Annotated in this window: 23 protein-coding genes; 9 read left to right on the forward strand and 14 right to left on the reverse strand. The window is 45.8% G+C overall.

From position 1 onward, the window contains the following. Positions 1-292 precede the first annotated feature (292 nt). Together MTR11_RS02390 and argR are read right to left on the reverse strand one after the other, a co-directional pair. Complete coding sequence (locus tag MTR11_RS02390) at positions 293-1,261, reverse strand: TAXI family TRAP transporter solute-binding subunit (protein WP_005392302.1); 969 nt, start codon at positions 1,259-1,261, stop codon at positions 293-295. Positions 1,262-1,666: 405 nt separating this feature from the next. Continuing rightward, positions 1,667-2,137, reverse strand: coding sequence for a transcriptional regulator ArgR (argR, locus tag MTR11_RS02395; protein ID WP_031780246.1), 471 nt, complete (start codon positions 2,135-2,137; stop codon positions 1,667-1,669). 359 nt (positions 2,138-2,496) lie between these two features. Between argR and mdh the strand changes: the two genes are divergently transcribed. Continuing rightward, the gene (gene mdh / locus MTR11_RS02400; RefSeq protein WP_005392300.1) at positions 2,497-3,432 is read left to right on the forward strand and encodes a malate dehydrogenase; all 936 of its coding nucleotides are present in this window, start codon (positions 2,497-2,499) and stop codon (positions 3,430-3,432) included. Positions 3,433-3,545: 113 nt separating this feature from the next. Then, positions 3,546-3,737 carry a hypothetical protein gene (locus MTR11_RS02405; RefSeq protein WP_005392299.1) on the forward strand — a complete coding sequence of 64 codons (192 nt, stop codon included), beginning with the start codon at positions 3,546-3,548 and terminating at the stop codon, positions 3,735-3,737. A gap of 89 nt (positions 3,738-3,826) precedes the next feature. On the opposite strand, the gene ispB is transcribed toward MTR11_RS02405, so the two are convergent. Beyond that, positions 3,827-4,798, reverse strand: a complete 972-nt coding sequence (gene ispB / locus MTR11_RS02410) for an octaprenyl diphosphate synthase (protein WP_005392297.1) — start codon at positions 4,796-4,798, stop codon at positions 3,827-3,829. 256 nt (positions 4,799-5,054) lie between these two features. On the opposite strand from ispB, the gene rplU reads away from it, so the two are divergent. The 6 genes from rplU to folA all read left to right on the forward strand — a co-directional run bounded on the left by rplU (position 5,055) and on the right by folA (position 8,984). Further along, on the forward strand, positions 5,055-5,366 hold the full coding sequence (gene rplU / locus MTR11_RS02415) for a 50S ribosomal protein L21 (protein ID WP_005383096.1): 312 nt from the start codon (positions 5,055-5,057) through the stop codon (positions 5,364-5,366). A gap of 20 nt (positions 5,367-5,386) precedes the next feature. Further along, a complete protein-coding gene (gene rpmA, locus MTR11_RS02420) occupies positions 5,387-5,644 on the forward strand; it encodes a 50S ribosomal protein L27 (RefSeq protein WP_005383095.1) in 258 nt (85 codons plus the stop codon). Positions 5,645-5,850: 206 nt separating this feature from the next. Continuing rightward, the gene (cgtA, locus tag MTR11_RS02425; protein ID WP_005383091.1) at positions 5,851-7,026 is read left to right on the forward strand and encodes an Obg family GTPase CgtA; all 1,176 of its coding nucleotides are present in this window, start codon (positions 5,851-5,853) and stop codon (positions 7,024-7,026) included. A gap of 195 nt (positions 7,027-7,221) precedes the next feature. Further along, on the forward strand, positions 7,222-8,022 hold the full coding sequence (locus MTR11_RS02430; protein WP_005392296.1) for a threonine/serine exporter family protein: 801 nt from the start codon (positions 7,222-7,224) through the stop codon (positions 8,020-8,022). Then, positions 8,022-8,495 (forward strand): threonine/serine exporter family protein, encoded by a 474-nt coding sequence (locus MTR11_RS02435; RefSeq protein ID WP_005392295.1) that lies wholly within the window; start codon positions 8,022-8,024, stop codon positions 8,493-8,495. Before MTR11_RS02430 ends, MTR11_RS02435 begins: the two co-directional genes overlap by 1 nt. Before the next feature lie 9 nt (positions 8,496-8,504). Beyond that, complete coding sequence (gene folA / locus MTR11_RS02440; protein ID WP_243326969.1) at positions 8,505-8,984, forward strand: type 3 dihydrofolate reductase; 480 nt, start codon at positions 8,505-8,507, stop codon at positions 8,982-8,984. Between the two features lie 268 nt (positions 8,985-9,252). On the opposite strand, the gene MTR11_RS02445 is transcribed toward folA, so the two are convergent. The 6 genes from MTR11_RS02445 to lptD form a co-directional block, all read right to left on the reverse strand. Beyond that, positions 9,253-10,059, reverse strand: coding sequence for a symmetrical bis(5'-nucleosyl)-tetraphosphatase (locus MTR11_RS02445; RefSeq protein ID WP_226421523.1), 807 nt, complete (start codon positions 10,057-10,059; stop codon positions 9,253-9,255). 15 nt (positions 10,060-10,074) lie between these two features. Then, positions 10,075-10,455: a Co2+/Mg2+ efflux protein ApaG gene (apaG, locus tag MTR11_RS02450; RefSeq protein ID WP_005379668.1), complete on the reverse strand. Its 381-nt coding sequence runs from the start codon at positions 10,453-10,455 to the stop codon at positions 10,075-10,077. 75 nt (positions 10,456-10,530) lie between these two features. Continuing rightward, positions 10,531-11,340: a 16S rRNA (adenine(1518)-N(6)/adenine(1519)-N(6))-dimethyltransferase RsmA gene (gene rsmA / locus MTR11_RS02455; RefSeq protein ID WP_005379669.1), complete on the reverse strand. Its 810-nt coding sequence runs from the start codon at positions 11,338-11,340 to the stop codon at positions 10,531-10,533. After that, on the reverse strand, positions 11,337-12,335 hold the full coding sequence (gene pdxA, locus MTR11_RS02460) for a 4-hydroxythreonine-4-phosphate dehydrogenase PdxA (RefSeq protein ID WP_193447942.1): 999 nt from the start codon (positions 12,333-12,335) through the stop codon (positions 11,337-11,339). The genes rsmA and pdxA overlap by 4 nt, the downstream gene beginning before the upstream one ends. Beyond that, positions 12,325-13,608, reverse strand: coding sequence for a peptidylprolyl isomerase SurA (gene surA / locus MTR11_RS02465; protein ID WP_006742728.1), 1,284 nt, complete (start codon positions 13,606-13,608; stop codon positions 12,325-12,327). Before surA ends, pdxA begins: the two co-directional genes overlap by 11 nt. A gap of 60 nt (positions 13,609-13,668) precedes the next feature. Beyond that, positions 13,669-16,014 (reverse strand): LPS assembly protein LptD, encoded by a 2,346-nt coding sequence (gene lptD / locus MTR11_RS02470; protein ID WP_006742729.1) that lies wholly within the window; start codon positions 16,012-16,014, stop codon positions 13,669-13,671. A gap of 266 nt (positions 16,015-16,280) precedes the next feature. On the opposite strand from lptD, the gene djlA reads away from it, so the two are divergent. Next, complete coding sequence (djlA, locus tag MTR11_RS02475) at positions 16,281-17,135, forward strand: co-chaperone DjlA (protein ID WP_005383076.1); 855 nt, start codon at positions 16,281-16,283, stop codon at positions 17,133-17,135. 100 nt (positions 17,136-17,235) lie between these two features. On the opposite strand, the gene MTR11_RS02480 is transcribed toward djlA, so the two are convergent. The 5 genes from MTR11_RS02480 to leuA form a co-directional block, all read right to left on the reverse strand. After that, on the reverse strand, positions 17,236-18,018 hold the full coding sequence (locus tag MTR11_RS02480) for a DUF547 domain-containing protein (protein ID WP_243326970.1): 783 nt from the start codon (positions 18,016-18,018) through the stop codon (positions 17,236-17,238). A gap of 356 nt (positions 18,019-18,374) precedes the next feature. Further along, on the reverse strand, positions 18,375-18,977 hold the full coding sequence (gene leuD, locus MTR11_RS02485; RefSeq protein ID WP_005379679.1) for a 3-isopropylmalate dehydratase small subunit: 603 nt from the start codon (positions 18,975-18,977) through the stop codon (positions 18,375-18,377). 11 nt (positions 18,978-18,988) lie between these two features. Next, positions 18,989-20,389 (reverse strand): 3-isopropylmalate dehydratase large subunit, encoded by a 1,401-nt coding sequence (gene leuC, locus MTR11_RS02490; protein ID WP_243326971.1) that lies wholly within the window; start codon positions 20,387-20,389, stop codon positions 18,989-18,991. A gap of 110 nt (positions 20,390-20,499) precedes the next feature. Further along, on the reverse strand, positions 20,500-21,591 hold the full coding sequence (gene leuB, locus MTR11_RS02495) for a 3-isopropylmalate dehydrogenase (RefSeq protein ID WP_006742732.1): 1,092 nt from the start codon (positions 21,589-21,591) through the stop codon (positions 20,500-20,502). Positions 21,592-21,673: 82 nt separating this feature from the next. Then, positions 21,674-23,221 (reverse strand): 2-isopropylmalate synthase, encoded by a 1,548-nt coding sequence (leuA, locus tag MTR11_RS02500; RefSeq protein WP_006742733.1) that lies wholly within the window; start codon positions 23,219-23,221, stop codon positions 21,674-21,676. Positions 23,222-23,402 lie beyond the last annotated feature (181 nt).

The raw sequence follows: 23,402 nt of genomic DNA on the forward strand, positions 1-23,402 counted from the left end.
CTTTTTCCTTATTATTGATGGTCCTGTCGGATTTTTATCGAGAACCACACTTCGCCTTTATCAGTGTAGCGAATGGAGCGAAGTTTGCTTTCGAGTATTTTGCTGCCTGAACTCAAAGTGTTGAATTTTGGAGACTCTGCTAGGCGGCGTTTAAGTTTTTCTTGGGTATGAACTCGCAATTTTCGGAAGAAAACTGGCGAATGAAGCATGCAGTTAGCACGTGCTACAACCTGCATGCTCAAACAGGCAGAAAACCATCTTTTCCTGCCTGTGAGTTTGGAGTCTGAGGAAGTTACTTAAGTAGACCCACTTCTTTGTAGTATTTTTCTGCACCTGGGTGAAGAGGGATAGATAGACCCGCTTTCACCATGTCTTCTTTTTTCAGGTTTGCAAACGCAGGGTGTAGACGTTTGAACGTATCGAAGTTTTCAAACACGGCTTTTGCAACGTTGTAAGCGACATCGTCTGAAACGTCTGCTGTTGTAACCATCGTTGCTGCAACACCAAAGCTGTTTACGTCTTTGTCTGTGCCACGATACATGCCAGCTGGCACTGAGCTAAAGGCGTAGTATGGGTTATCAGCAACAATCTTATCGATTTTCGGGCCTGTTGCAGAAACTAGCTTAGCATCACATGATGTTGTTGCTTCTTTGATTGAACCGTTCGGGTGACCCACCATGTAAATGAATGCGTCAATTTTGTTGTCACAAAGTGCTTGAGAACGCTCAGAGCCCTTTAGCTCAGAGGCCAATTTGAAGCTGTCGTTTGTCCAGCCCATCGCTTCCATAACAACGCCCATGGTTGCACGGTCACCTGAGCCAGGGTTACCGATGTTTACGCGCTTACCTTTTAGGTCTTCAACGTTTTCGATACCTGAATCTGCACGAGCAATGATGTTGAAAGGTTCTGTATGAAGAGAGAACATTGCACGTAGCTTTTTGTACGGGCCTTGTTCCGCAAACTTACTCGTACCATTGTAGCCGTGGTACTGCCAATCCGATTGCACGATACCAAAATCTAACTCGCCAGCACGGATAGTGTTAACGTTGTAAATAGAGCCGCCAGTCGATTCTACTGAACAACGAATGTTGTGTTCTTTACGACCTTTATTGACCAATTTACAGATAGCACCACCAGTAGGGTAGTAAACACCTGTAACAGAGCCAGTACCGATAGTAATAAACTCTTGAGCGTTAACTGCGCCTGCACCCATTACTGCTGCAGCGATAGCGCCTACTTTGAGAAGTTTGTTAAATGCCATGAATTTCCCTTCCTTATATTCATTATTTACCCGGAAATAACCATAAATCACTTCTGGAGTTTCCTATTTGGAAACGGCATCTTTTCCAATCCAATCGTTTGAAAAAGCGAGCGAATCATAACAAAAAATTGGCAGAAAATTATCCAATTGTTAAATGTTATAGTTGATAAGTCTGAATCTTGTGCAGGAGGATAGTGTTAGATTTGTGATTTAATTCTTTTTATAACAAACACTTAATAAGTATTAAGTGAACGAAGTGAAAAAGATCAATTGCGTGATGTTAATCACAAAATAGGTGGTTAAATAATGGTCTGGATAAGCAAAAAATTTACATAAATCATGGGCTACAAAATGAGATTTCTTTTATAGCCCACAAAGAGTTAGCTGATCTAAATGTGAAAGAACTTAGCCAGTGTATTCGAACAGTTCACACACTGATTTGAACAACTGTTCAGTCGTAATCGCCATCGTTGGAGTGATAAAGATAGTGTCATCACCTGCAACAACACCAAGAATACCTTCGGATTTACCCAGTGAGTCAAGCAAGCGAGCAATCAACTGCGCTGCACCAGGGCCAGTATGGATAACAACTAATGCCGCGTTATGGTCAATGTCTAGCACCAGTTCACGCAAAGAGCTGCTTACAGTTGGTACGCCTAGCTCAGCAGGAAGGCAGTAAACCATTTCCATTTTTGCATTGCGTGTGCGGACGGCGCCAAATTTAGTCAGCATGCGTGATACTTTCGATTGGTTAATGCTTTCAAATCCTTGTTGTTTGAGAGCATCAACAATCTCACCCTGTGAGCCAAAGCTCTCTTCTTTTAACAGGGCTTTAAAGGCGCGGACTAAGTTGTCTTGTTTTTCTGAATTGCGCATAGTCATTACGAATCTCTTATTACGGGTCAGCAATTTTGCATATTCTCGCATATATATTCATGCGGTGCCAAAGAGTCCCAGTATTATGTTAGTTACGTCACTGTAAACTATATACCACATGGAATTCTTTAACTATATGAAGTAGGGCTGTTTTTGTTTTCTTGAATTCCTTGTCATTTCAACAGAATAAAAGAATAATCCAAGCCCCATTTGTAGCACGGTAACAGCGAGTTGCGCGAGGTCGCAAAGCTAGCGTTAATTGATTGTAATCAAGTTGTGATTCCGATAGCTTTATTTAAGTTGGTTACAAACTACCCTACGAATACGTTTATAAGAGAAATACTCTCAAGGAGAACTACATGAAAGTAGCCGTTATTGGTGCCGCTGGTGGCATCGGTCAAGCCCTGGCCCTTCTACTTAAGAACCGTCTTCCTGCTGGTTCTGATTTAGCCCTATACGATATTGCTCCAGTAACTCCTGGTGTGGCTGCTGATCTTAGCCACATCCCGACGCCAGTTTCTATCAAAGGTTACGCGGGTGAAGATCCTACTCCAGCACTAGAAGGTGCGGATGTTGTGCTGATTTCTGCAGGTGTTGCTCGTAAGCCTGGTATGGATCGCGCGGATCTATTCAATGTAAATGCTGGTATCGTTAAGTCGCTAGCGGAGAAGATTGCGGTTGTTTGTCCGAAAGCTTGTGTTGGTATCATCACAAACCCGGTAAATACAACAGTGCCAATTGCCGCTGAAGTACTTAAGAAAGCGGGTGTTTACGATAAGCGTCGCTTGTTCGGTGTAACAACACTTGACGTTATCCGTTCAGAAACATTCGTTGCAGAGCTAAAAGACAAAGATCCAGGTGACATTCGCGTACCTGTTATCGGTGGTCACTCTGGCGTAACGATCTTACCTCTACTGTCTCAAGTAGAAGGCGTTGAGTTTACAGCTGAAGAAGTAGAAGCATTAACGAAACGTATTCAAAACGCAGGTACCGAAGTTGTAGAAGCGAAAGCGGGTGGTGGTAGTGCAACACTATCAATGGGCCAAGCTGCATGTCGCTTTGGTCTGTCTCTAGTTCGTGCTCTTCAAGGTGAAGAAGGCGTAGTTGAATGTGCATACGTTGAAGGCGACGGTGAACATGCGACTTACTTCGCACAGCCTGTGAAACTGGGTAAAGAAGGCGTAGAAGAAGTACTAAGCTACGGCAAACTCAGCGACTACGAAAAGTCTGCACTAGACGGTATGCTAGAAACACTAAATGGCGACATCAACATTGGTGTTGAATTCGCAAAGTAATCTAGAAAGCTCGAATAAGAAGAAAGCCGATCAAAATGATCGGCTTTTTTGATCTTTGGCTTCTCTGCTTCGTAAGATTACTTGATCAAAACAACGTGGTGAAGGAGAAGATGATGGAAGCAAGTCGAATCCGTAAAGGCATGGTTGTTGAGTGCCAGCAGGGCGTAGGTACGATATTGGTGGTCGACCGTGAAGCAGAGACTGTACTGTTGTCGAAACAAGGCTCTGATCAGCAGATTGCGGTTAGCTTTGATGAAATAGAAGATGACCCACAACTGCATGGCGGTAGTGACAGATATTACTAGCGCCTATCACGGCATTAGGTATCAGATACAAAAAAGGAAGAGCTTGCTCTTCCTTTTTGTTTTAAGTCTTGCGTTATGGGTTGCTATGATTACTTCGTGCGTTGTACCGCGACATGAGCCAGAGTAATAAGCGCTTGCTTGTATTCAGATTCCGGCAATACTGATAGTTCTTCGATTGCTTTGTCTGCTTCTTCTAGTGCTTTTTGCGTCGTGTATTCCAGAGATCCGGCCTCTTTCATCACCGCGAGAATTTCTTCTAAGCGATCCATGCCATTGGCCTTCTCAATTGCTTCGCGAATCATGAGGGCATTGTCTGGCGTGGTATTACGCATAGCGTGAAGTAGAGGCAAAGTTGGCTTGCCTTCAGCCAAATCATCCCCCACATTTTTACCCATGTCTTCGCCATCAGAGGTGTAATCCATGACGTCATCAATAAGCTGAAACGCAGTACCCAAATACTTACCGTAATTTTGCATTGCGATTTCAACATGCTCAGGAGCATCGTTTAAGATTGCGCCAATTTGAGTTGCAGACTCAAATAAGCGTGCCGTCTTAGAGTAGATGACTTGCATGTAGCTTTCTTCTGTCGTGTCAGGATCGTTACAGTTCATCAACTGCTGAACTTCACCTTCGGCGATCACGTTTACGGCGTTGCTCATTAGCTTAAGGATCTTCATGGATCCTAGCTCCGTCATCATTTGGAATGAGCGAGTATAGATAAAGTCCCCAACTAACACGCTAGCAGCATTGCCAAATGCAGCATTCGCAGTTGCTTTACCGCGGCGCATGTCTGATTCGTCGACCACGTCATCATGCAGCAAAGTCGCTGTATGGATGAACTCAATAAACGCAGCTGCCATTGTATGACCGTTGCCTTGGTAACCAAGTGCGCGGGCTGACAGTATCGCTAAAAGCGGTCTCAGACGTTTGCCTCCACCACTCACGATATAAAAACCGAGCTGGTTGATTAAAGAGACATCAGAATTAAGTTGGGCTTGAATTGTTTCATTCACTTTTGCCATGTCATCGGCAGTAAGCGCTTGGATAGTTTTAAAATCCATCGTATATCCGGCTGAAGTTAGACCCTGCAAGGCTTATTCGATTTATATAATTGTCGAATAATACACTAAAAAACGTTGATTAATACATTACTAAAGGGCATGATTGCCGCACTTTTCTTTGGCGATTAGCTTTTCGCCAATTTTTTCAAAATATGGCTTGTCATAGGAGCATCTATTCTGTAGAATCTGCGCCCTATTGATGATTAGTTTAGCGCACACCCTCAAGAAAGGCTGTGCGGAAAAAGCGGAGTAAAATATGTACGCTGTTTTCCAATCTGGTGGTAAACAACACCGTGTAAGCGAAGGTCAAACTCTTCGTTTAGAGAAATTAGACGTTGAAACTGGTGCAACTGTAGAATTTGATAAAGTTCTTCTTGTTGCTAACGGCGAAGACATCAAAGTTGGTGCTCCTCTTGTAGAGGGCGGCAAAATTGTTGCTGAAGTTGTACAACACGGTCGTGGCGATAAAGTTAAAATCGTTAAGTTCCGTCGTCGTAAGCACTCTCGTAAGCAACAGGGTCACCGTCAGTGGTTCACTGAAGTGAAGATCACTGGTATCAACGCTTAATCTATTAGGAGAGTTTAACAATGGCACACAAAAAAGCTGGTGGTTCTACTCGTAACGGCCGCGATTCAGAAAGCAAACGTCTAGGTGTTAAGCGTTTCGGTGGTGAATCTGTACTTGCAGGTAACATCATCGTTCGTCAACGTGGTACTAAGTTCCACGCTGGTAACAACGTAGGTATCGGTAAAGACCACACTCTATTCGCTCTTACTGAAGGTAAAGTGAAGTTCGAAGTGAAAGGTCCTAAGAACCGTAAGTTTGTAAGCATCGAAGCTGAGTAATTAGGTTTTTACCAAGTTACTTAATAGCTTTAAGCTGAATTCAAAAGCCCTGCCGAATCGGCGGGGTTTTTTATTTATGGCAGTCGACATATCGAAGTTTCTCGTTTCCACGTTATTTGTGGGCTGGGAGCTTAGATCTGTCATCTGCTAAAATTGTCAGATGACAAAGTAGATTTAATCCACGCACGAAGTAGTCGGAGTAAAAGATGAAGTTCGTAGATGAAGCGGTAGTAAAAGTTCAGGCTGGCGACGGCGGTAGCGGCGTTGTCAGTTTCTGGCGTGAAAAATTCATCACTAAAGGTGGCCCTGATGGCGGTGATGGTGGCGACGGTGGTGATGTTTATATCCAAGCCGATGAAAACCTTAACACTCTGATTGATTATCGTTTCCAGCGCTTCTACGAAGCGGAGCGTGGTGAGAATGGCCGCGGTGGTAACTGTACTGGTAAACGTGGCAAAGACATCGTTCTTCGTGTGCCTGTAGGTACGCGCGCAGTGGATATCCACACAAATGAAATCGTGGCAGAAGTTGCTGAACACGGTAAGAAAGTGATGATCGCAAAAGGCGGTTGGCATGGTCTAGGTAACACGCGTTTCAAATCTTCAGTAAACCGCGCGCCTCGTCAAAGAACATTAGGCACAAAAGGTGAAGTACGTGAAATTCGCCTTGAACTATTGCTTCTTGCTGACGTTGGTATGCTTGGTCTACCTAATGCAGGTAAATCAACCTTTATCCGCGCAGTCTCAGCAGCAAAACCAAAAGTCGCTGATTACCCATTCACGACGTTGATCCCAAGCTTGGGCGTAGTGAGTGTCGTACCAGAGAAAAGCTTTGTTGTTGCAGACATTCCAGGTCTTATCGAAGGTGCAGCAGATGGCGCTGGTCTTGGTATTCGATTCTTGAAGCACTTAGAGCGTTGCCGAGTGTTGCTGCACATGATCGATATTATGCCAATTGATCAGTCTGATCCGGTGCAAAATGCACTAACGATCATTGATGAGCTAGAGCAATACAGTGAAAAACTGGCAAGCAAGCCACGCTGGTTAGTATTCAACAAAGTTGATTTAATGCCTGAAGAAGAAGCGAATGAGAAGATCCAAGAAATCTTAGACGCACTAGGCTGGGAAGACGAGTACTTTAAGATCTCGGCGATCAACCGCAACGGTACTAAAGAGCTTTGTTACAAACTGGCTGACTTTATGGATAATCTACCTCGCGAAGAGGAAGAGGTGGCTGAAGAAGATAAAGTTAACTTCATGTGGGATGACTACCATAAAGATGCGATGGCGGGTAAAGACGTTATCACTGAAGATGACGACGACGATTGGGATGACTGGGACGATGAAGAAGATGACGGTCACGTTGTCTACGTTCGTGACTAATCAGAACCGTCAAATAATGCCTGTTTGTCTATAATTCATTAAGCCGCAATTATTTATTGCGGCTTTTTTTGTATCTAAATCATATTTAGATGGTGTGATTTACGGCACAATAGCCGATACGTCGTGATTTTTGAGGGCTAGTTTGGACCTCTCGCGTATGAATGAGCAACACCCTAAAAGGAATTAGACTTATTTATGACTCTAGAAACCATACCGTCTGGAGAGTTGGCGGTATCCACTCAACGATCTATTTCTCGCCTTGTTGCCCAAGCCGGGCAAATGCTACTCGCTCATGGTGCTGAAAGTACTCTGGTGAGCGATATTATGCGCCGTATTGGCCTTGCTTGTGGGGTTAATGAAGTTGCGGTTGCGCTATCAGCCAATGCACTGGTTGTAACGACGGTAATGGATGGACACTGCATCACCACCACCCGAAGTTGTGCCGATCGTGGCATTAATATGCGCGTTATTACGCAAATTCAACGTATCTGCATCATGATGGAGCGTGGGCTGCTCGATGCAACCATGGCGCAGAAAAAGCTGAACGCCATCAGTCCAGAGCGTTATAACCGCTGGCTGGTGGTGTTTATGATTGGCTTGTCATGTGCGGCATTCAGTCATCTGGCTGGTGGCGATTGGGGGGTATTTGTTATGACCTTTTTAGCATCAGCTGGTGGCATGATCGTTCGCCAAGAAATTGGTCATCGTCACTTTAATCCGTTACTGAACTTTGCAGCGACCGCCTTTGTCACGACCTTAATTTCTGCGCAAGCTGAAATCTACCAAATCGGCAATCTGCCCACCGTTGCAATGGCATCGTCGGTATTAATGCTCGTGCCGGGTTTCCCGTTGATTAACTCGGTGGCAGACATGCTGAAAGGGCACATTAACATGGGTATTGCCCGGTTTGTGATGGCCAGCTTACTGACGTTGGCGACGTGTTTGGGCATCGTTGCTGCGATGAGCGTTACTGGAATTTGGGGGTGGGCAATCTAATGAGTTTGTTTGATTTGATGCTTGGACTGCTGAATGACATGTTTTTCGCTGCGATTCCCGCAGTTGGATTTGCACTGGTTTTTAACGTGCCACAAAGAGCTTTAGTGTATTGCGCTGTTGGCGGCGCGATTGGACACGGCAGCCGTTATTTGATGATGCAGTTTGGTATTCCCATTGAATGGGCGACCTTTTTTGCCGCGACGCTAGTTGGAATGATCGGGGTATACTGGTCTCGCCGCTTTCTCGCGCACCCAAAAGTGTTCACTGTGGCAGCTTTGATCCCGATGGTACCTGGCGTGTTTGCTTACAAAGCAATGATAGCCATGGTTGAGATCAACCATATCGGTTATTCACCTGAGCTCGTTGCAACTTGTATGGAGAACTTTCTTAAGGCCATGTTTATTATTGCAGGTTTAGCTGTTGGTCTTGCTGTTCCAGGGCTGTTATTCTATCGCCGCAGACCAATTGTATAAGGACCTAACATGATCATTAGTATGATTGCCGCGATGGCCGACAATCGCATCATTGGCAAAGACAATCAAATGCCTTGGCATCTTCCCGCCGATTTCGCTTGGTTTAAGCGTTGTACCATGGGAAAACCGGTTGTGATGGGACGCAAAACCTATGAGTCTATTGGTCGCCCTTTACCTGGTCGCTTGAATATTGTTATCAGCCGTGATGAGACACTAAAGATCGAAGGCGTTACTACCGTAACATCGATTGAGCAAGCTTTAGAAGTTGCTGGTGACGTGGAAGAAGTGATGATCATTGGTGGTGGTGCGATTTACGCAGCTTGCCTACCGATGGCCAATAAACTATATGTAACACACATTGAAGCCGCGATTGATGGTGATACTCAGTTCCCAGATTGGGGAGACGAGTTTAAGGAAACTTACTCAGAAAAGTATCAAGCCGATGAGAAGAACGCCTACAACATGCGCTTTACTGTGTTAGAAAAGTAATTCGAGATTAATACAGCGTAGTTAATACGATAATGCCGTTCGTATAACAGCGAGCGGCCATCCCGGCCTGCCATCATCCTGAAAGCGACGGAGGAGCGTGATTCAGGATCTTCTATACGAGTACTTTGTTGTCAAAGGTATCTCTATCTACCCGCAGCGTGCGGATATTAGATTCCTAGTCTCGCTAAGGCTCGCTGGAATGACCCTACAGGAGATGTTAGGTGACAGGCATTCTCCCTACGATGGATTATCGACTATTATTCCGTGTTTAACTTAACGCATCCTGAGTAAAGATTTTCTTATCGTCCCAACGGATCATGGTTAGGCTTCCGCCCCAAACACAGCCAGTATCCAGACCGATGATCTCTTCGTCTACATGGCCTTGTAGTGCAGCCCAGTGACCAAATAACACCGTTTTATTGAGGTGAACGCGCTGAGGTACATCAAACCATGGAATAAGTTCGTTACCGGAAACTTGTTGTGGTGGTAGTTTACAATCCATATCCAAACGACCATCGGGGAAACAAAAGCGCATCCGCGTAAAAGCATTGATAATATAACGGTATCGGTCCAAACCCTGTAGAGAGTCATCCCAGGAATCAGGTTGATTACTGTACATGTTTTTTAAGAGCCAAGGCAGCTCTTCACTTTGGATGATGCGTTCAACTTCGCGGGCACATTTTCTTGCGGTTTTTAGATTCCACTGCGGTGATATACCAGCGTGACACATCACGAACTCGTCATGCTCAGCCATAAGAGGTTGCTGAGCTAGCCATGCTAATAGATCTTCTTTGTCGGGTGCTGTGAAAATAGGCGCGGTTTTATCTTTGTCTTTGACCTTTTTTATCCCGTGAGCAACGGCTAGCAGGTGAAGGTCGTGATTACCAAGCACCACTGTTGCGCTTGTGCCAAGTGACTTCACAAAGCGTAAAGTTTCTAGTGATTTAGGCCCTCTGGCGACCAAATCACCAGCGAGCCAAAGTTGGTCTTTTTTCGCAGAGAAAGAGACTTGTTCTAGTAGTCGCTGCAATTCATCAAAACAGCCTTGAATATCACCAACAATATAAGTAGCCACTGAATCTCCAATTTACTAATTTAAAACATTTGGAACAGCAAGACGAAATGGTTCAATTTCGGTGATGAACTCCTGTCCTTTTTCATCCAGCATTTTGTAGTGCCCTTGCATAACGCCGACAGGGGTTTCTAACGCGGTTCCGCTACTGTACGTGTATTCATCATTGCTTGGAATAAAAGGTTGTTGACCCACCACACCGTCACCTTCAACCGTCATTTGCTTGCCATTCGAGTCTGTGATTAACCAGCGACGGCTCACTAACTGCACGGTTTGTTGGCTAAGGTTTTTGATGGTGATGATATAGGCGAAAACGTAGCGTTGTAGCTCAGGATTGGACTGTTCTTCGATGTATTTGGTGTGAACTTGAATTTTGATGCAAGGTTGAATGACGTCCATGTGCACTCCTCAGAAACGTAATATCCCAATAATAATAAGCCAAACCGGCAAGGGTTTGGCTTATCGTTTGAGTTCTTAGTGCTGCGGGTTATCCGCAAGCCAGTTCGCCATCGCGACGAATTGTTCTAGCGTCAGGTTCTCTGGACGCATGCTTGGATTAACACCTAGCTCTTCTAGTACTTCTGTACTTAACAACGATTTGTAGCAGTTACGAACTGTTTTGCGACGTTGGTTAAAGCCTTCACGACAAACGCGATCCAGCAAACGCAGATCTTTCGCAGGGCATGGTAGCTCTTCGTATGGCACTAGACGAACGACAGCAGAGTCCACTTTCGGTGGTGGAACGAATGCCGTTGGCGGCACTTCCAGTACTGGTACCACTTTACAGTAGTACTGAGCCATTACCGTTAAACGGCCGTAAGCTTTGCTGCCAGGACCGGCAGCTAAGCGGTTTACCACTTCTTTTTGCAGCATAAAGTGCATGTCTTGAATGTCTTTATGGAATTCAAAAAGGTGGAACATCAATGGTGTAGAGATGTTGTACGGCAAGTTACCGAAAATGCGTAGCTTGTTGTTTGGCTTCACTAATTGAGTGAAGTCAAAACGCATAGCGTCACCCTCATGGATGGTCAACTTATCCGCTAGTTCAGGGTGAGTACGTAGGCGTTCTGCCAGATCGCGGTCTAATTCGATAACTGTGAACTTATCCACTTCACGACCTACCGGCTCAGTGATTGCACCAAGACCAGGACCGATTTCAACCAGGTTTTGACCTGGTTTTGGGTTAATCGCTGATACGATTCCATCAATAATGTATGGATCGTTCAGGAAGTTTTGACCAAAACGTTTACGCGCTTTGTGTCCTAAATGGACATCATTTCTCATTGTTTCTTCTCTACCAAATCTATCGCATGCGTGAGCGCTGTTCGGAAACTCCCTGTATCCGCTTGACCTGTCCCTGCCAGATCTAATGCAGTACCGTGATCCACCGATGTTCTAATAAAAGGTAGACCAAGAGTAATGTTTACTGAACGACCAAAGCCTTTGTATTTTAATACTGGCAACACTTGGTCGTGGTACATGCCTAAAACAGCATCAGCATCATTTAAATATTTTTCATTGAAAATGGTATCTGCCGGCAAAGGGCCGATCAGGTTGATACCTTTTTCTTGTCGAATCTTTTCCAGTGTCGGAGTGATGGTTTCGATCTCTTCACGACCTAAGCAGCCATCTTCGCCAGCATGAGGGTTAAGCCCGCAAACGTAGATGTTTGGTTGCGCGATAGCAAACTTTTCTACAAGGTCTTTATGAAGAATATCGATGATTTTTTCTAATCGCTCTTCGGTGACCGCTTTGGACACATACGCTAAAGGAATATGTGTTGTGACTAGCGCCACGCGTAATCCTTCCGTTGCTAGCATCATGACGACTAGCGGCGTTTGTGACTTCTCGGCGAAAAACTCAGTATGACCACTGAATGCAACACCTGCGCGATTAATCACCCCCTTATGAACAGGGCCGGTGACAATAGCATCAAATTCATCATTCATACAGCCTAAAGCGGCTCTTTCTAGCGTTTTTAGTACATAGTGACCATTCGCTTCGTTGAGCTCGCCTGCGACCGCAGGTTCCGATATTTGGATATGATCAACGATAAGCGTGCCTGCTTTTTGTGCTTTAGGCGCTTCTTCTGGATTGTAATCAGACAGTTGGACTTCAATGCCAAGCTGCTTGGCTCTGTCCATCAGCATATTTTTATCGGCGCAGACGACAATTTGGTGTGCCCAATCTTCCTTCGATAAGGCAAGCACTAAGTCTGGGCCGATGCCCGCAGGTTCCCCTGCGGTTACGACAATTCTACGAATTGTATTAGTTGTCATTGTTGTCATCCACGATTTCAACAAACGCACTTGCGCGTAGCTCTTGCATCCATGCGCCCGCTTCTTCATTAAATTTACGGTTAAATAGAATACGGTAAGCCTTATTCTTCATCGCTGAGTCAGTGCGGTCAACTTGGCGACGATCCAACACTTCAACGATATGCCAGCCATGAACGGTTTTGAACGGTTCGCTGATTGAGCCAACAGGCAGAGTTTCTACTTGGTGTTTAAATTCTGGCACGTACAGATCTGGCGTTTGATAACCTAGCTCGCCGTCTTGCGCTGCCGAGCCAGGGTCTTGGCTGTACTGCGTTGCCAATTGAGCGAAAGTGGCTTCGCCAGCTTTGATGCGGCGTACAAACTCATTCAGTTGCTTCTTCGCCCCTTCATCACTCAGAATCACGGTTGGTTTAATCAAAATATGACGCGCATTTACTTCCGTTACCGCAACCGTTTCTAGGCCTTTTACATCCTCAATTTTTAGGATGTGGAAACCGACGCCACTGCGAAATGGACCAATGATGCTGCCTTTGTTTTGCATTTTGATCTGATCGGCAAAGATGGTTGGCATTTCTTCTTTACGCATCCAGCCCCAGTCGCCACCTTGTAAAGCTTTAGGACCTTTTGAGTAGGTGTAGGCCATCTCCGTAAAGTCTGCACCTTCGTTTAGCTTTTTCGCCAGCGCTTTTGCTTCTGCTTCTACAGCAGACTTTTCTTTGTCATCAGAGAAGCGCAGTTGAATGTGTCCAATTTTGTATTGAACGGTCGCATTGGTTTCTTGTGATAGTTGCTCAGCAAGGCTGTCGACTTCTGCTGGAAGGATATTAATACGGCGACGAACCAGTGCATTACGGGCTTCTGAAGCGGCGATTTCCTTACGAATTTGTTCGCGGAATTCTGGGTAACTCAAGCCTTCACTTTCTACAGACGCGGCGAGTTGTTCTACAGATTGTTCATTATTACGTGCGATCTCCGCAATCGCTTGGTTTAAGCGGTTATCGTCAATACGCACACCGATACGGTCTGCTTCTTGGCCTTGCAACGTGTCAATAATCAGCTTTTCAACAACTTGTTCTTTTAACACGCTAGCAGAAGGTAAGCTCTTTCCGCTTTGACGTGCGTTGGCTTGCAGCGTTTTCATCGCTGTTTCGATGTCGCTTTGTAGAATTACACCGTCGTTCACGATGACCGCAACCTTATCGATCTCTACTGGTGCTGCAACCGCTCCGCAAGAGAGTAGGGTCGTGAATAAGATTGATTTCCAAATTTTCATTTAAAATTCCGTCAGTATTTTTTGAATAGGCGTCTTATTCATTTAAGACGCCTATTTCGATTAATTGTTCAGATAGAATGGGCGGCCGTACTTAATCGCGTTGTCAGAACCATCCAGTTCTTTGACTGCAGTGTCTTCACGCTGATTGGTCGCAAAGCCTTGAATACCGAAGTTAACGCTAAAGTTATTTTCGTATTCAGGTGATGCGCCAGTGCTGCCGATAGTTTGGTTTTCCCAACCAAGCAATTGGTTGGCGTAAGTCACACCAATGTACCAACAGTCAGACTGGTAACGCAGGCTCGCTAGCCATTCTAGGTCCGCATTTTCATTTAGGTCGTAGTAGTATTGACCACTTGCAGACCAGTTCGGGTTGAACTCGTAGGCCGCTACAATACCTGCTTGTGAAATGCCTTTACGAGTAATTGTGTCTAGGTTTTCGAGAATGATCGTATCTTCGATGTATTCACGCGTGACGTAACGATAGTTACCCTGAATAAAGCCACCGTTAAATTGGTACTCTAAGGTACTGTTCGCCAACTGCATGGAGCTCAAATCGATATCGTATTGAATTCCACCGTGATAGAACAAGTAATCGTTGTAGTTGAAATCAGCTTCAATCGCCCATGATGAGTAGTTGGTGGTCTCATCCGGAAGATTTGGGCTGTTGCTCAGTTTGGTCTTTTTATCGAAGTAGTAAATCTGACCAAATGAAACGTTAAGACGCTCTTTATAGTCATCATCAAAGAAGCGCGTACTTGCACCGTAGCTTAACTGGTTCGCAGAGGCGATTTTATCAATGCCACTGTACTTACGACTGCGGAATAGCCCGTAGTAGTCGGTTTGTAGCAAGGTGGTATCGTAGTTGTAGATATTGGTTTGATCTTCTTCAGGTACGTACAAGTACTGTAGCTGAGGTTCCAGTGTTTGTGTGTAGCCCTTGATCCAACTCGTGTCTCGCTCTAAGTAAAGTTGCGCATGCGTACGGAACTCGGGGATAACACGAGAAACTTCGTCATCTAACTGGTTTTGTAAGTTTACATCTGTCAGACCCGTTAAGTCTTGAGAGTAGTACGTGGAAAGCACGCGAGCTTCCGTTGTCCACGTTGCCCATGAATTTGAAAGCGGCAATGTAAGCCCTGGTTCAATATGAACACGGGTCGCATTTGGTCGCGCAGCATCGCTCGTATCGAAGCGGCTCACTTGGCTCTTCACGTCAAAGTTGAGGTAATCTCCCCACAATGGCGTGTAGTAGTTCAAGTCTAACTGAGGAAGCAGGCGATAAGGGCGGTTCTCTTCTTTCAATAAGATTTGGAAGTCACGAACGGTTAACGAAGCATCCCAGAAATCAGAACGATATTGTACTTGTCCTTCTTGAACCAGTTGACCATCTTCACGGTTACCAATATCGGAGTCGAGATCGAGGAAGTAATCAATATCACTCACTTTTGAGTAATCGACTTTGACTATCCACTGTTTATTGATAATACCGTCGTGTTTAACTTGGTAGCCCCAACGAGACTCGTCTTGATATTTGCGATCGCTATTGAGGTATTCGCCTTTGATTTCACCATTCCCCCAACCATCCGTTAGGTAGCGGAAATCAGTATCGAGTTTTGTTCCGCGCTGCTGCATGTAGAGCGTGGTGAGCGTCATGTCATATTGAGGTGCGATGTTCCAATAGAATGGCACCTCGACTTCCATACCATCGCTAGAACCATACGATAAAGAAGGGAAGAGGAAACCCGTTTTACGCGTATCTCCAATTGGCATGGTTAGATACGGCACATAGAAAACAGGAACGTCTAACACTTCAAATCGAGGATGGTGCAGCGTCGCCGTCTCTTCATCTTGGTCAACGTCAATACCTGATGCCACTAAACGCCATGAATTGTCGCCTTGAGGACATGATGTAATAGAACCATCTTCGAGTTCATAAACCGACTGACCTGTACGCGCGATGTATGCTGCTGTGCCTCGACCTTGTTGGCAAAGGAACTGATAATCGGTGTTCTCCAGTGAAAACGTGTCTTGGTTGATGTCATTAGTAACACGATCAGATCGAGCTTTGACTTGGCCGTCATTGAAAGTCACGTTGCCTTCGGCAACCACGACGTTATCTTGTTGGTGCAGCGTTACGCTATCTGCGGTGATTTTCTTCTGGCCTTGGGTGACTTGTACATTACCTGAGTACTGAGCTTTGTCACCATTGATGGCTTGCAGGGTGTCAGCTTCTACCACTACTGGGGTATTAAGAGCGTCCTCCTCGCCACTGGTATCGACCAAACATTGATCTGTGGCGGGCATTTCCTGCACACTATCATGGATATTCGCTTCAGCTTGAGTGGTGGGTACAAACAAGGCGGTGCTGATAGAGGCCGCTAAACATGTGCGGGAGAAATGTTGCATTGAATTGAACTTTCCTGTGTCACTACTACTCGATGGCTATAGGGCTTGTTGTACCCTAGCGTAATAGCCAAATGAATCAACTATAGTCGCATTTATCCCAGCGTATTGATTCACTGTGGCATAATGACGACAAAATAGCTGCAAAGATAAGCAGGCGAAATGGCCTAGCCGAAATAAAACTAATTCCATTATCATAAAGGAAATCGTTGCATCCGGCACTATAAGACCGCCGTCGTCGATAAAAATTCATTGATAGAGAACACATAATGCATATTTTTGGCAAAATTCTGGGTGCCTTTTTTGGCTTGTTACTTGGCGGGCCGCTAGGTTTACTCTTTGGCTTATTTATTGGCCATCAATTCGATAAAGCACGTCGCTTGAGTCAAGCCGGGTTCTCTACTGGCGGCTTTGGAAAAGGGCCGAGCCAAGCTCAGCGCCAAGAAGAATTTTTTAAAGCGGCGTTTGCGGTAATGGGACATGTGGCAAAAGCGAAAGGCCAAGTCACCAAAGAGGAAATCCAACTGGCTTCTGCCATGATGGATCGCATGAATTTGCATGGCGAACAGCGCCGCGCTGCGCAAGATGCGTTTCGTGAAGGTAAAGACAGTGACTTTCCGTTAGAAGACGTTCTTGTTCGTGTGAAAATTTCGACAGCAGGCCGCTTTGACTTGTTGCAATTTTTCCTTGAATTACAAATCTCGGCGGCCTTTGCAGATGGCTCAATCCACCCGAGTGAACGAAATGTACTACACAAGATTGCACGTGGTTTGGGTTTCTCTTCTGAGCAGCTAGAGCGTCGCTTGCAAATGCAAGAAGCCGCATTCCGTTTCCAAAGCCAAGGAGGTTTTCATGGTCAGCATCAAGGCCAATCTTCTGGTGGTAGCTGGCAACAAGCTTCACAAGCGGATCAACTGGCTGACGCGTACAAAATTCTGGATGTGTCTTCAGATGCCGACAGTAAAACCGTCAAGCGTGCTTATCGTAAACTGATGAACGAGCACCACCCAGACAAATTGATGGCTAAAGGTCTACCACCAGAGATGATGAACGTAGCGAAAGAAAAATCTCAAGAGATTCAAAACGCTTACGATCTGATTAAAAAGGTCAAAGGCTTTAAGTGATTTTGTCAAAATCTAGAAAGTAAAAAGGGCACTTGGTGCCCTTTTTAGCTTTTGGGTTACGGGTGACCAAAAGCGTTGCAAGCTGAACGGTGGCGATAAATTAGTCAGCTTGATTCAAACTCCAATCGTATTCGTACTTCACTTTTCCAGAGAAGTCTTTGTACTGTGGCGCGTACTTCGCGATGTGGTTGAAGACTTGTTTTTCTCCACCAAAGTCCGCTGCAAACCAATCATAAATGGAAGACAGCTGTGCCGTGTTTCCTTGGATAGATACGCCTTTGTTGCTGTTGATAAATGCTTTGGCAGCACTTTCAAGTAAGGCTTCGGTGTTTTCGGCAGAGAATGCTTGAGCTTGTAGGTTAGGGCATCCCAAACTTGCACAATTTACGGCGTAATGCGTTCTTGGGTCATTCCAAATTGGACGCAAAATTCGATGTTCAATATCGTTTAAAGTTAGATCCTTCCCGTTGACCACAACCACATCGTCTCCCCAAGGACCAAAGCTAAATAAACCACCTAGCTTGGTGATTGATTCGACTGGATAGTTATCCAAAATAAGATCTACCGTGATGGCGTTGTAAAGGTTCACCCAGTAGGCGTATTGCTCTGCTTGATTGTATTGTAGAGGGTCTAGTTTTGCCAAACGCTGGATGTATTGTTTCAGCTTAGTTTTATCGACTGAGGTAACTTGGCTATAACGAAACAAGGTATTCTCGCCTTGTTCAACTAAATAAGTATCGAGCAGTTGTTGCCATTCCTGGTGGGAAATGTGTGTTTGGTTGGCCTGATTCGATTGTTGCCAATACGGCCACAAGTCAGATTTAGGAGCAGCGAACGCTGAGAAAGAAACCAGAGCACACAATAGCAATAACAGACGCTTCATAGAGATACCTTTGAATGAGATATTGTTGATAGTGTAGACCTGTTTAGTGCTTGTTTTCTTTCAGTAATCAGTAATCAGTAATCAGTAATCAGTTGCCTTTATTCTCCGTCATTCCGAGGAGCATAAGCGACAGCAGGAATCTAATCCCCACAAACGCTTGAGTAAAGAACGTATGAATCTGCACAGTACATTCTGGCAGTAGGTCCTGAATTACGCTCCTTCGTCGCTGTTCAGGGTGACGAATTTCAACAGAGGCGTTCGGTATTCCGTAAGCAAAGTGATATGAGATCAGTTACCCAAAACATTAAAAGGGCCGACAATTGCCAGCCCTTGATTTGTGTATTTACTAACGCGTCTTAACGCAAGAAGCTTGGAATATTCGCTTCGTACTCGGCAATCTTATCTTCATGCTGAAGGGTTAGGCCAATGTTGTCCAAACCGTTTAGCAAGCAATGACGACGGAACGAATCGATTTCAAAGCTGTACTCTTTGCCGTTGGCACGAACCACATTCGCTTCTAAATCGACCTCGACTTCTGCGCCTTCATTCGCCTCAACAAACTGGAAGATCTCATCCACTTCTTGCTCAGTCAAACGAACTGGCACCATTTGGTTGTTGATCGAGTTGCCGTAAAAAATATCGGCAAAGCTAGGTGCGATCATCGCTTTTATGCCGTAATCCGCCAGTGCCCACGGTGCGTGTTCGCGGGATGAGCCACAACCGAAGTTTTCACGAGCCAGCAAGATGGAAGCGCCTTGGTAGCGTGGGGCGTTCATCACGAACTCTGGATTTGGCTGTTCGCCAGCATCATCTAGGAAGCGCCAGTCATGGAACAAGTGTTTACCAAAGCCTAGGCGAGACACCTTTTGTAGGAACTGTTTTGGAATGATGGCATCAGTATCAACGTTCGCTGCATCTAGAGGAACAACTAAGCCTGTATGTTGTTTAAAGCCTGACATTTGTTTGCTCCTTAGTCTAGTTCACGAATATCTACAAAGTGACCAGCAATTGCTGCTGCCGCTGCCATCGCAGGGCTCACTAGGTGGGTACGGCCATCACGACCTTGGCGGCCTTCAAAGTTACGGTTTGAAGTAGACGCACAACGTTCATGTGGACCCAAACGGTCGTTGTTCATTGCTAGACACATCGAGCAACCTGGTAGGCGCCACTCAAAGCCCGCCTCTTTAAAGATGACATCTAGGCCTTCTGCTTCCGCTTGCGCTTTTACTTGCTCAGAGCCAGGAACGATAAGCGCTTGAACGTGAGACGCGACTTTGCGACCTTTCGCGACTTCCGCCGCTGCGCGCATGTCTTCGATACGTGAGTTAGTACAAGAGCCAACGAAGACTTTATCGACGTTGTAATCAGACAATGACTTGCCTGCTTCTAGACCCATGTAAGCCAGAGCTTTTTCTGCCGATGCTTTTTCTACTGGGTCAGCAAAGCTTTCTGGTGCTGGGATCGGTTGGTCTACCGCGATAACCTGACCTGGGTTAGTACCCCAAGTGACTTGTGGTTTGATATCCGCTGCGTTTAGTGTCACGACAGCATCAAACTGGGAATCATCGTCAGTTTTTAATGTCTTCCAATATTCTACAGCGGCATCAAAATCCGCACCTTGAGGTGAGAACTTACGGCCTTTGATGTATTCGAATGTAGTTTCATCTGGCGCAATCAAACCGGCTTTTGCACCTAGCTCAATTGCCATGTTACATACGGTCATGCGGCCTTCCATTGAAAGGTCTGTGATCGCTTCACCACAGAATTCAACTACGTAACCGGTACCGCCAGCAGCTGTTGTTTCACCGATGATCGCTAGCACGATATCTTTAGCCGTGATGCCCGGAGCCACTTTGCCTTTCACTTCGATCTTCATCGTTTTAGCGCGCGCTTGTTTTAGAGTTTGAGTTGCTAATACGTGCTCAACTTCAGAGGTACCAATACCAAATGCTAGCGAGCCAAATGCACCGTGTGTAGCCGTGTGCGAGTCACCACAAACAATCGTCATGCCCGGTAGGGTAATACCAAGCTCTGGGCCCATAACGTGCACAATACCTTGGTATTTATGGTTGATGTCGTAAAGCGTAACGCCAAACTCTTCACAGTTTTTTGATAGCGTTTCCATCTGGATACGCGCCATCTCACCGGATGCGTTGATATCTTTGGTGGTTGTCGAAACGTTGTGGTCCATGGTGGCAAAAGTTTTGCTGACCTGACGCACTTTGCGACCTTTTTCACGCAAGCCATCAAAAGCCTGCGGAGACGTCACTTCATGTACCAAGTGACGGTCGATGTACAAGATAGGGTTTTCCCCTTCTGCTGCGACGACAACGTGTGCGTCGTAGACTTTTTCGTATAGTGTTTTGCCCATTGTTTGCTTCCTTTCCTCGTTATCCTTGTTGCTTTGTTTTAGCACCAATGACTTAGAGGTAAGTCATTGGTGGATAGAGGATTTAGTATTTATTATGAATCTGTTCTGTATTACGAGTTTAAGATGTACTCAGCGATCTTATCGCCCATCTCTGATGTTGTAAGTGCCGGGTTGTTGCCTGCAAGGTCGCCTGTTAGCTCGCCAGCTGAAAGTGCTTTCGACACCGCTGCTTCGATGTCTTGTGCTGCGGCTTCTTCGCCAAGGCTATAACGTAACATCAGTGCTGCCGATAGGATTTGTGCTACTGGGTTGGCGATGTTCTTACCTGCGATATCTGGTGCGCTGCCGCCTGCTGGCTCGTACAGACCGAACTTACTTTCGTTAAGGCTTGCTGAAGGCAGCATACCCATTGAGCCAGTGATCATCGCGCACTCATCAGAAATGATGTCGCCGAAGATGTTCGAACACAGCATTACGTCGAACTGTGCTGGGTCTTTGATAAGCTGCATGGTTGCGTTGTCGATGTACATGTGTGATAGCTCGACATCTGGGTAATCTTTTGCGATTTCTTCGACTACTTCACGCCATAAGATAGAGCTTTGTAGAACGTTCGCTTTGTCGATAGAGCACACTTTCTTGCGACGTAGACGAGCAGACTCAAAAGCGATTTTTGCAATACGTTCGATCTCAAAGCGGTGGTACACCTCAGTATCAAATGCTTTTTCTGTTGCGCCTTCACCTTCACGACCTTTCGGTTGGCCGAAATAGATACCACCAGTCAGTTCACGGACCACCACGATGTCAAAGCCACGGCCTGAGATGTCAGCACGAAGTGGTGAGAAAGCTTCCAGGCCTGCGTGGATTTGCGCTGGGCGTAGGTTACAAAACAGTTGGAAGTGTTTGCGTAGTGGTAGTAGGGCACCGCGTTCAGGTTGGTCATTTGGTGGCAAGTGTTCCCACTTCGGACCGCCAACCGAGCCAAATAGGACTGCATCAGACTCTTCACACGCTTTTACTGTGCTTTCTGGAAGTGGAGAGCCGTGATTATCGATCGCGATGCCGCCTACATCATGTTCGTCACGCTCAAACGCAATACCGTGCTTCTTTTCGATAGCATCCAATACCTTGTGTGCTTGCGCCATTACTTCCGGGCCGATGCCGTCACCGGGTAGGACGGCAATTTTGTATGATTTGTCTGTCATGTTAATCCTTTAAGTTTTCTAATTTTGAGCTTAATTATTTCAACGAGCGTGTTCTTTCCTGAGCCATGTAGCTCGGTTGTTATTACACAGTCGCAATCTTTTTCTGCTTCATTTCTTCGATTTTGTCTGCACGGTGGATGCTATTAATAACGTGCAATAGTGCTTGGCCGGAAGCTTCAACGATATCGGTGGAAACGCCTGTACCGTGGTATTTACGACCTTTGTAGTTGGCAATGATGTCAGCTTGACCCAAACCATCTTCACCTTCGCCTTTCGCGGTTAGGTCGAATTTATCCAGTACGATGTCGTAGCCTGTCACGCGGTAGATACATTGGTATAGCGCATCAACTGGGCCATTACCGACTGCCGCTTCACACATTTCTTCATCGCCACATTGCATTTTGATGCTGGTGGTGGCCATTACGCTGCCCGATTGCACGCTTAGGTAGTTCAGTTTGTAGAAGTCATCTTCTTCACGCAGGTTCGAGAAGTGCATTAGGGCCTCTAGATCGTAATCGAACACTTGGCCTTTGCGGTCGGCAAGTTTCAAGAAGTCCGCGTATAGAGCGTCTAGGTTGTACTCGTCCTCGTTGTATCCCATGGTGTCCATGTGGCTCTTCACGGCTGCGCGACCACTACGGCTGGTTAAGTTTAGTGCTTGGTTTTTAAGGCCAATCGACTCAGGGGTCATGATTTCGTAGGTATTCTTATTCTTTAACATGCCATCCTGGTGGATACCTGAAGAGTGGCTAAAGGCATTCGCGCCCACAATCGCTTTGTTGCTCTGAATTGGCATGTTGCATAACTGGCTCACCAATTTACTGGTGCGGTGAATTTCATCATGTTTAATGCCAGTGTGAACGCCCAAGAACTCTTGACGCGTCTTGATGATCATTGCGATCTCTTCAAGTGAACAGTTTCCCGCTCGCTCACCAATGCCATTGATGGTGCCTTCTATCTGACGCGCGCCGGCTTGAACGGCGGCAATAGAGTTGGCAACTGACATCCCCAAGTCGTCGTGACAGTGAACGGAGATGATCGCTTTATCAATGTTTGGAACGCGGTTGAAAAGGGTTTGAATAATGCCACCAAACTCGCTTGGTACTGTGTAGCCAACGGTATCTGGAATGTTGATTGTGCTCGCACCTGCATTGATGGCAGCTTCTACCATGCGACATAGGTTGTCGATAGGAGTACGACCTGCATCTTCACAAGAAAACTCGACATCATCGGTGTAGTTACGCGCATGTTTAACGGCGTTGACCGCCATTTCAAGTACATCGTCGTAGCTGCGGCGTAGTTTGTCTTCTACGTGAATGGTGGAAGTGGCTAAAAACGTGTGAATACGGAATTGGTCGGCCACTTTTAATGCTTCAGCGGCGGCATCAATATCTTTCGCAACGGCACGTGAAAGGGCACAAACTCGACTGTTTTTGATGTTTTTTGCAATGGTTTGTACCGACTCGAAATCACCAGGTGAAGAGATTGGGAAGCCAGCTTCGATAACATCAACGCCGAGTCTTTCCAGCGCATAGGCAATTTGCAGTTTTTCTTTAACCGTCAAGCTTGCTGACAACGCTTGCTCGCCATCACGCAATGTGGTGTCGAATATAATGACCTGATCGTTCATGTTTGCTTCCTTCCTGATTTCTGCACTTTACGTGCAAGTTAATCGTTTACTTCCAGTATTTAGATATAAAAAAACCCGCATTCTCATGCGGGTTCTTAGAAATTGGTGTGGTTATTTTTCTTCCACAGCCTACCCGCGCGAACTGGTCACGATCAGGAGGAGGCTAAGCAGAATAGAAAAA

It is taken from the genome of Vibrio sp. CCB-PB317 (genome assembly GCF_022808245.1).
In the GTDB taxonomy this organism is placed as follows: Bacteria; Pseudomonadota; Gammaproteobacteria; order Enterobacterales; family Vibrionaceae; genus Vibrio; species Vibrio diabolicus.

Bases quoted from the DNA above. Each gene is read 5' to 3' on its own strand.
- MTR11_RS02390 (WP_005392302.1), bottom strand. From the start codon at position 1,261: ATGGCATTTAACAAACTTCTCAAAGTAGGCGCTATCGCTGCAGCAGTA.
- argR (WP_031780246.1), bottom strand. From the start codon at position 2,137: ATGCGCAATTCAGAAAAACAAGACAACTTAGTCCGCGCCTTTAAAGCC.
- pdxA (WP_193447942.1), bottom strand. From the start codon at position 12,335: ATGACAACTAATACAATTCGTAGAATTGTCGTAACCGCAGGGGAACCT.
- lptD (WP_006742729.1), bottom strand. From the start codon at position 16,014: ATGCAACATTTCTCCCGCACATGTTTAGCGGCCTCTATCAGCACCGCC.
- MTR11_RS02480 (WP_243326970.1), bottom strand. From the start codon at position 18,018: ATGAAGCGTCTGTTATTGCTATTGTGTGCTCTGGTTTCTTTCTCAGCG.
- leuB (WP_006742732.1), bottom strand. From the start codon at position 21,591: ATGACAGACAAATCATACAAAATTGCCGTCCTACCCGGTGACGGCATC.
- mdh (WP_005392300.1), top strand. From the start codon at position 2,497: ATGAAAGTAGCCGTTATTGGTGCCGCTGGTGGCATCGGTCAAGCCCTG.
- MTR11_RS02405 (WP_005392299.1), top strand. From the start codon at position 3,546: ATGGAAGCAAGTCGAATCCGTAAAGGCATGGTTGTTGAGTGCCAGCAG.
- cgtA (WP_005383091.1), top strand. From the start codon at position 5,851: ATGAAGTTCGTAGATGAAGCGGTAGTAAAAGTTCAGGCTGGCGACGGC.
- MTR11_RS02430 (WP_005392296.1), top strand. From the start codon at position 7,222: ATGACTCTAGAAACCATACCGTCTGGAGAGTTGGCGGTATCCACTCAA.
- MTR11_RS02435 (WP_005392295.1), top strand. From the start codon at position 8,022: ATGAGTTTGTTTGATTTGATGCTTGGACTGCTGAATGACATGTTTTTC.
- folA (WP_243326969.1), top strand. From the start codon at position 8,505: ATGATCATTAGTATGATTGCCGCGATGGCCGACAATCGCATCATTGGC.
- surA (WP_006742728.1), bottom strand. From the start codon at position 13,608: ATGAAAATTTGGAAATCAATCTTATTCACGACCCTACTCTCTTGCGGA.
- djlA (WP_005383076.1), top strand. From the start codon at position 16,281: ATGCATATTTTTGGCAAAATTCTGGGTGCCTTTTTTGGCTTGTTACTT.
- leuD (WP_005379679.1), bottom strand. From the start codon at position 18,977: ATGTCAGGCTTTAAACAACATACAGGCTTAGTTGTTCCTCTAGATGCA.
- rpmA (WP_005383095.1), top strand. From the start codon at position 5,387: ATGGCACACAAAAAAGCTGGTGGTTCTACTCGTAACGGCCGCGATTCA.
- leuC (WP_243326971.1), bottom strand. From the start codon at position 20,389: ATGGGCAAAACACTATACGAAAAAGTCTACGACGCACACGTTGTCGTC.
- apaG (WP_005379668.1), bottom strand. From the start codon at position 10,455: ATGGACGTCATTCAACCTTGCATCAAAATTCAAGTTCACACCAAATAC.
- rplU (WP_005383096.1), top strand. From the start codon at position 5,055: ATGTACGCTGTTTTCCAATCTGGTGGTAAACAACACCGTGTAAGCGAA.
- leuA (WP_006742733.1), bottom strand. From the start codon at position 23,221: ATGAACGATCAGGTCATTATATTCGACACCACATTGCGTGATGGCGAG.
- rsmA (WP_005379669.1), bottom strand. From the start codon at position 11,340: ATGAGAAATGATGTCCATTTAGGACACAAAGCGCGTAAACGTTTTGGT.
- ispB (WP_005392297.1), bottom strand. From the start codon at position 4,798: ATGGATTTTAAAACTATCCAAGCGCTTACTGCCGATGACATGGCAAAA.